The organism is Oleiphilus sp. HI0080, from assembly GCF_001635135.1.
Genome location: NZ_LWFU01000824.1, coordinates 1 through 7,465, shown reverse-complemented (window position 1 = coordinate 7,465; position 7,465 = coordinate 1). Strand labels below are relative to the sequence as shown.

At 48.0% G+C, this 7,465-nt stretch carries 9 protein-coding genes; 3 read left to right on the top strand and 6 right to left on the bottom strand.

The window, feature by feature from the left end; translation table 11 throughout:
* Together A3751_RS16870 and rsmA are read left to right on the top strand one after the other, a co-directional pair.
* Positions 1-465: 4-hydroxythreonine-4-phosphate dehydrogenase PdxA (locus tag A3751_RS16870; RefSeq protein WP_197466438.1), on the top strand; the 465-nt coding region annotated here is incomplete at its 5' end.
* A gap of 95 nt (positions 466-560) precedes the next feature.
* Entirely contained in the window at positions 561-1,364 is an 804-nt protein-coding gene (gene rsmA / locus A3751_RS16865) for a 16S rRNA (adenine(1518)-N(6)/adenine(1519)-N(6))-dimethyltransferase RsmA (RefSeq protein WP_068458130.1), read from the top strand.
* Here rsmA and A3751_RS16860 read toward each other — a convergent pair.
* Positions 1,361-2,743, bottom strand: a complete 1,383-nt coding sequence (locus tag A3751_RS16860) for an aminoacyl-tRNA deacylase and HDOD domain-containing protein (protein ID WP_068458128.1) — start codon at positions 2,741-2,743, stop codon at positions 1,361-1,363. The two genes, rsmA and A3751_RS16860, sit on opposite strands and share 4 nt — an antisense overlap.
* A 404-nt stretch (positions 2,744-3,147) precedes the next feature.
* Here A3751_RS16860 and A3751_RS16855 point away from each other — a divergent pair, with 404 nt between their 5' ends.
* Entirely contained in the window at positions 3,148-4,200 is a 1,053-nt protein-coding gene (locus A3751_RS16855; RefSeq protein ID WP_082863340.1) for an AraC family transcriptional regulator, read from the top strand.
* A gap of 79 nt (positions 4,201-4,279) precedes the next feature.
* Here A3751_RS16855 and A3751_RS16850 read toward each other — a convergent pair whose 3' ends face one another.
* The 5 genes from A3751_RS16850 to A3751_RS16830 all read right to left on the bottom strand — a co-directional run.
* Positions 4,280-5,131, bottom strand: a complete 852-nt coding sequence (locus tag A3751_RS16850) for an SPFH domain-containing protein (RefSeq protein ID WP_068458126.1) — start codon at positions 5,129-5,131, stop codon at positions 4,280-4,282.
* On the bottom strand, positions 5,128-5,592 hold the full coding sequence (locus tag A3751_RS16845; protein ID WP_068458124.1) for an NfeD family protein: 465 nt from the start codon (positions 5,590-5,592) through the stop codon (positions 5,128-5,130). Before A3751_RS16845 ends, A3751_RS16850 begins: the two co-directional genes overlap by 4 nt.
* A 92-nt stretch (positions 5,593-5,684) precedes the next feature.
* A complete protein-coding gene (locus tag A3751_RS16840; RefSeq protein ID WP_068458121.1) occupies positions 5,685-6,068 on the bottom strand; it encodes a DUF2750 domain-containing protein in 384 nt (127 codons plus the stop codon).
* Between the two features lie 2 nt (positions 6,069-6,070).
* Positions 6,071-6,322 (bottom strand): VF530 family DNA-binding protein, encoded by a 252-nt coding sequence (locus A3751_RS16835; RefSeq protein WP_068458119.1) that lies wholly within the window; start codon positions 6,320-6,322, stop codon positions 6,071-6,073.
* A gap of 181 nt (positions 6,323-6,503) precedes the next feature.
* Positions 6,504-7,465: LysR substrate-binding domain-containing protein (locus A3751_RS16830; RefSeq protein WP_068458117.1), on the bottom strand; the 962-nt coding region annotated here is incomplete at its 5' end.

Genomic DNA, 7,465 nt, shown 5'->3' with positions numbered 1-7,465 from the left:
ATTACTTATGACGCATTGAAGCAGGTTATCGATATTCTTATTGCCGATATGCGGCAGAAGTTTGCGGTAAATGCACCTCGGGTTCTGGTTGCTGGCTTGAATCCGCATGCAGGAGAAGGTGGCCACATGGGACGAGAAGAGATCGATGTGATTGAGCCGGTAATGTCGGAATATCTCGGTCAGGACGTGTCGCTGGTTGGGCCGTTGCCTGCCGATACGCTGTTTACCCCCAAGTATCTGGATACCGCTGATGCGGTACTCGCCATGTATCATGATCAAGGGCTGCCGGTGCTGAAATATGCGGGCTTTGGTGAGTCGGTGAACATTACGCTTGGTCTACCCATTATTCGCACATCCGTCGATCATGGTACGGCTCTTGATCTTGCGGGTTCCGGCAATATTGACGCCGGGAGCTTTAAGGCGGCTGTTAATATGGCTGTTGAGATGGTGAGCGCGAAGGCGTGATCTAACTCTGATCTTAGACAGGTCTAGAGCAGGCGGCTGTTATTCTCGGCATTCTATTCTAAAGTTCAATACGATTATTTTTATAGGCTTCTAACATGGCTAAGAGCAGGAAATCAGCAGGTCATCAGGCGCGTAAGCGCTTTGGGCAGAACTTTTTAAGTGATGATGCTGTGATTGCGCGCATTGTAAGTGGTATTAATCCGCGTCATGGCGACCGTATGGTTGAAATCGGGCCAGGCCTAGGGGCGTTGACAGAACACTTGTTGGATGGCCTTGATGGAAAGCTTCAAGTGGTGGAATTGGATCGGGATTTGATTCCCGTTCTACGCACGAAGTTTTTTAATTATCCCGACTTTGAGATTCACGAAGCAGACGCGCTCAAGTTCGACTTTAATGCGCTTGCCGATGAAGAGCACCCTTTGCGGGTTGTGGGTAATCTGCCGTACAACATCTCTACACCGCTCATCTTTCATTTGCTTAGCAACATCACGCATTTGAAGGACATGCACTTTATGCTGCAAAAAGAGGTCGTAGAACGGATGGCGGCGGTTCCGGGGCAGTCTCTTTATGGCCGACTGGGCATTATGACTCAGTACCATTGCCGTGTTCAGCCCCTGTTTATTGTTGGGCCAGAGGCATTTGAACCTGCTCCAAAAGTGGAATCTGCGATTGTTCGCCTGACGCCACACACTGAATTGCCGCACCCCGTTGAATCGATTGATCGACTGCAAGCGATTGTTAAGACCGCGTTTACGAAAAGAAGAAAGACACTTCGCAATGCCTTGGCAGGAGTGATTGAGCTAGAGGCGCTGGATGAGCTGAATATCGACCCAGGCTTGAGACCGGAAAATCTAAGCCTTGGTCAATATGCTGCGCTTGCGAACTGGAAGCCTTCTTAGCCTTTCATCATGCCAGCCATCCCGGTAACTTCATCGGGGTGGTCAACGAGAGGAGCTAATGCGGCCATCGCGGTTTCTTCCGATATGCCAAAGTACTCAAAGGTTTCATGGGGAGGCGTATTGATTGTCTGAGGAATTACTCCGAGCTTTCCGAGCATGTATTGAGTGAGATGCAACACCTTCGGGTATTGGCAAAATTCGCCTTCATACGCCGGATTTTTTTGATGCCGAATCGCCGCAACTACCTGATCAGGTAGAGACCATACATTCATCAAAATGGCACCAACCTGCTCGCCTGTCAGTTCGAGACAGTGTGCTTCAATTAGAGAGGAGTCAACGTGCGGATTGGCCTCTCGATAGCGACAAATCAGCGAGTGATGCGGCGGGAATACGTGCGCTAGGACTAGATAACCAAAGTTATGCAACAACCCTGAGAGATAGGCCATACCGAAGCTTGGGCGGTAGGCCGGTTCGATTTTGCTGATCAATGCGGTTGTTCCCAATGCCATCCACAATGCTTTTTGCCAGTAGGGGGTGAATCCCTCGGGTTCGTTCTCTGGAAGATTTAGCGTTTTTCCAAGCGATAAGCCCATCGACAGGTTCATAACCAAGTCAAAACCGAGAACGCGAATAATGGCATCATGCACCGACTTAATATTACCTGGTGCGCTGTAGAACGAACTCGAAGCCCAGCTAACGACTTGCGCGGCGAGGCTCGGGTCTTTCTCTACAATGGTAGAGAGTTCTTCACTGCTCGCGTCTGGGTCTGCGCGCAAACGAATTATATCTTGTGCGCTTTGAGGAAGTGGCGGAAGCTCTAAGGTATCTTCTATGCGCTGCTTGATTCTTAGCGACGTAAATTTCTCAATTGCCTGCACGATCTCTTCACGGTCTTTCTCCGCTTCGTCATGCCGCTTTATGTCTGAAATCAGACGCGTAAAGGAATTCTGTTGGCCCTTAACCAGCATGTCGTTGAGCAGGCTACGCTTTATTTTTAATAACTGGTCCGGTTCGCCGACATCGAGGAATGCATACTCAGAGTTGTTCTCTGTAAGGGAGCTATCAACAATGGGAGGGATGCCTGTAATATCCGGAATAGCGGGTATCGCACGCAGCTCATATTGATCGAGTAGGCCTTGTAGATCACTTTGCTTGATGACTTTGAGCTCTCGGCCCATGACACGATTTAAGGTGTCGATGTTTACAATGCGGTCTGCGGGATAGACTACCTGAGCTCGGCCCAATGCGTCAGACATCAGGACAAGGCAAACACGCTCTTCGTCTTTGACGCCTGCGCGACGAACTAGCTCTGGTGTTTCATAATCACTGCGATCTGAAAATTGCGCGATAGATTGGGTAATAATTGCTGGAATGCTCATGGTATTGCGTGCTGCTCCTTGACCTGATGCTGATAGACGAATAGTCCAAGTTGACTCGTCTATATTGAGTGTAGATCAAGAACGCGGTGACGCGAGCTTATCAATATCGCGGGACAGAAAATACAGAAACAAAAAAGGCGCGTCGATGACGCGCCTTTAGAAAAGCCTGATCTCTAACTAGTTCCAGAAGTACATCTGTGACAGATAATCTTGCAGAGCCTGCACATTTTGCTCTTCTTGTTCGTTGTGTGGTACAAAAATTTCCATAGCGATTTCTCCAATATTGTCGCAAGGTGAATTTAACCTCTGGAATGAAATACTACGCACAATAGACCTGTTGTTCTTGACTTGAAGCACCAAGTTATTGACGATTTGTATCAACCTTTAACAATAAGAGCACATTGATGCCTCCTTCCGACAGTCCGCAACAAAACGCACCAAAGACCGCGTTTTACAGTGCGCAGGCGCATACCTGCAAGATCTTGTGCGACTACCTTATCCGCAAGGGTTATGAAGCGTCGAAGTTGAGTGACGTCCTTGACTTGAAGCTCGATGACCTAGATACCGAAGAAGCCCGAGTGAATCTCGATCGCTATTATGCGCTTTGGCGCGAGGCCGTTGAATACACGGGCAAGCCTGACCTTGCGCTTCGATTGGCAGCGAGAAATGTCATGGAAGGTATGGGATTGGTGGGACATGTCTTCTTCAACTGTAAGACGCTGAAACAGGCGCTTGAGCATTACCAACGTTACTACCAACTGGTCAATCAAAGTATCGAGATAAACATACTTGAGCGCGGTGATGAGGCCGTTATTCAATACTCCGTCAAAGACGGGTTTGAGTATTGTCGCTACGAGATGGAATATAGTCTGACCATCGCGGCGCATAGGGCAAAGCGCTTGCTTCAAAGCGGCCTTGATATGCGTTACGTCGCCTTTGCTCATGCCGAACCGGATTATCCGGAGGAATACGAGAAAATGTTTCGTTGCCCAATTAAGTTTGGTCAAAGCCATTCCGAAATCGCGTTTGATGCACATTATCTTGCCTATAAAATGCCGCGAAACAGCCCTTCGCTCTATAAAGTACTTACCGCGCACTTAGATCGCTTACTTAGTTCGTTGGGGAAGGGCGCTTCGGTAGCGAGCAAAGTTGAAGCAATTGTGAGCAAAAAGATTTCAGATGCCGAGCTAGATGCGGACTACGTTGCTTCTCGGCTTAATATGAGCCGAAATACGCTCTACAGAAAGCTCAAAAAAGAGGGCGTTGCGTATCAGGATATTGTGGATGGCGTTCGTGCTGATTACGCCATTCAGCATTTGAAATCAGGAGAATACAGCATCACCGAGCTGACGTTTATTCTCGGTTTCTCAGAGGTTAGTGCTTTCAGTCGCGCTTTTAAGCGCTGGACAGGGCAAACGCCGAATTCTTACGTGAAAGGTGACGCGTCTCAGGGTTAAAGCCGGCGCCGGGTTTAGGTGGTTTTTCGAGCAAAAAAGAGGGACGAAAGTCAAAAGCGATGTCCCTCGTTTGCGCGTTTTATCCTGTTGTTTTGAGCAGCTTGCGCGCGGTCTCAGCAAGGTCTGCGGGGTAAACAATGGTTTTCGCGTTAGGAGACGCGGCAAGACCCTCCATGCTATTAATGTACTTTTCACCCAATAAGAACATGGCAGACATGTTTTTATCACCCAAGGAGTTGGTGACCAGCTCAATGGCCTCTTTTTGGGCATTTGCAAGAACGATTGCGGCTTCGGCATCCCGTTTTGATGCCTCCAAACGACCTTCCGCTTCTAGAATTTGCGCATCACGCTGTCCTTCTGCTTCGGTAACGGTCGCTCGCCGAGAGCGCTCAGCAGACGCTTGAGCTTCCATCGCTTCCTGCATGGTGACGCTAGGCGATATATCCTGGATCTCGACTGTCTTTAGATTGATACCCCACTCTCCTATCTGTTCAGAGAGGCTGGCGGAGAGCTTCGCTTTGATCTCGTCGCGCGATGACAAGGTTTGGTCTAGGGCCATCTCACCGATGATTGAACGGAGCGTTGTTTGGACGAGGTTTTGAATCGCGAACTCGTAATTCTCAACGCCGTAGACCGTTTTGCGCGGCTCCATAATCGCAATGTACGCGACGGCATTGGCACCGATTACCGCGTTATCACTCGTAATCACTTCTTGTTTGGGAATCTCTAAAACGATGTCTTTGGTTGTTAACGTGTATCGCGCTACGTCAATAAATGGCACGATAAAACTCAAGCCTGGGGTGAGTGTACTTTGGTATTTGCCAAGTCGCTCGACGACGACTTGCATGCCTTGCGGCACCATCACAATGCTTTTGAAAATAGCAACGAGGACGATCGCGGCGATTAAGCCTGCGAGAATAAGACTGGTCATATCAAAGCTTCCTTTTTCTTTTCTACGATTAACAAGTGGTTTTCTTCAACGGAGACTATGCGAACGGTATCGCCCAATTTTAACGCTTGATCGCAGCGGTAGTCCCAAATCTCTTTGCCTTCCACTGGGATATTAAAGCGAAGCTTACCCGGTTGGCTGGCTTCGGTATTAAACGTGACATAGCCGAGCTGCGTATTCATGGCGGTTTGCAGGTCATGGCTTGTGGATTGATCGCCAATTTTCGGTTTAACGACCTTAAACCAAACGATGACATCAACTGCGCTCAGGCCTGCAAAAATAAGAACCTCCTGATAGGTTGCAAGTTCAACCAAGTAGGCGATGCCACCTGTAAATACGGCGGCGAGTCCAATCAGCAAAAACACGAAGCTTGGAACGAAAAATTCGACAAGGCTTAGCAGAAGGCCAATTGCTGCCCAGTGCCATGGCTCAAGTTCTATCATTAGGTCATCCTTTACGGTGGATAAAGCGAGAGGTTTTACAATAACGAAGAACGTAGCAAGGCGCTAGCGTTTCTCTGGACTGCAATGCCGACTCAAAGGTTAGACAGCTCTTCTTGGATATCGTTCTTAAAGTCTTCTGCTTCCGTTACCCAGACCGTTGCATCAAGACCAGGGAAAACGCCAATTTCCAGTTTGTCTTTAGTCAGGCCTGGCACCCAGTCCTTTAAAAACTTTGGTAAGGATAGGCATTTTGCTTCTAGATCCGTCTCACCCTGAGCATAGAAAACAGCCAGACTTTCACTTGGCCATACTGGCAAGTATTCAAATTCCTCGTCTTCTGAATAGATCTTTAAGAACTCTTCATTCTGATTGATGAGTATCCATACTTCGCGCTCTTCGACGATCTGGATAAGGCTGTATTCGTAACGGCTTTCGCAGTCCAAGTCGTAAAGTTCTTGAGGGTTCTCTTGGCTCATAACTAATTCCTATTTTCCCAAGGGGAAGGGGTTGGGTTGACGAAAGTGGCTAGATACAGGCTTTCTACCTTGTCTCTTGCCCATGGTGTGCGGCGAAGAAACTTTAATGATGACTTAATGGAAGGGTCGCTTTTGAAACAGTTGATATTGATGCGTTTTGCTAGACCTTCCCATTGATAGTGTTCTTGAAGTCTGGTCACCATCATTTCCAAGGTGATTCCATGCAAGGGGTTGTTCGGTTGCTCTTCGCTCATACGCTCTGCCAAAACAATAAAATAAGAAGATAGGGCCTTGTAACGCGCAGACTATAACGAATAAATGGCGAAGTTGTGTGTTTTTTTTGAAAAGACTCTAAGGTCGATTGCCAGCGCAGCGCTTTGAGCGAAAAAGCCAGCAGGCTGCAGAAAGCGAAGGCCCGTCAGTAAAGTGGCTGCATTACTTTAGCTGTGCGAATAAGGTATGCGCCCATTTATAAAGAGCATCTAAACTGGGAAGCTCTTCGGATGTTTTCTTCGAAACCAGCCAATAAGCTAGCTCGGCTTCAATAGGGTCCGCGTTTAGTTTTACAACGCGCCGTGTCTTAAGCCAATGATTAATGATGGGCGTTAACCCTACGCAAATCCCCAAGCCTTCTTCTGCGGCGCGCAAGGCAGCGAAGTATGAGTCGCACACAATGCGCTCTTTGGCGACAATGTTTGGGAAAATCTGCCCCCAGTCCTCCAGGTTTTCGTTTAGTGTTAGCAAAGTATTTTCTCCAAGCAGCGCTTGGTTGACGAAGGTCTGTTGATCCAAACCATTTTCAGTTAGATAACGCTCACTAGCGATCAAGCAAAAGCCGATTTTGCATACAGGTCGCGCATATAACGAACTCCACTTACCCGCGCCAAAACGTATTGCTGCGTCAAACTGATGGTCATCAAAGCTTACTAGCTCGTTTCCGGTTGTAATGCGCAGTTCGGTCTTCGGGTCGAACTGCTTAAACTTCATATAATTCGGAATCAACAGCTCTTGAGCGATAAAAATCGGCGCGCTAACTTGGAGTACATTTGGGCCAAGGGACCGAGAGAATTGTTCGTACCCCTCCCTGTGCACCTTTATAACCTGCCCTGCTACCGTGTAATAGCGATGTCCTTCTTCGGTGAGCCTTAGCTGCTTTTTGCTTCGGTCAAACAAACTGACACCAATATATTCTTCTAGAGATTTTATCTGCTGACTTATTGCTGGTGGGCTGACGCATAATTCGTCAGCGGCTTTACGAAAACTAAGCAGGCGCGCCGCACTTTCAAACGCTGGCAGCCATTGGATAGGTGGAGGGGTTGTGTGCATCGCCAAGCTTTCGCAATAAAGATAAGTAAAACTTATCATAAGCTCAGAAAATATGAATTGCGATGCTTTAT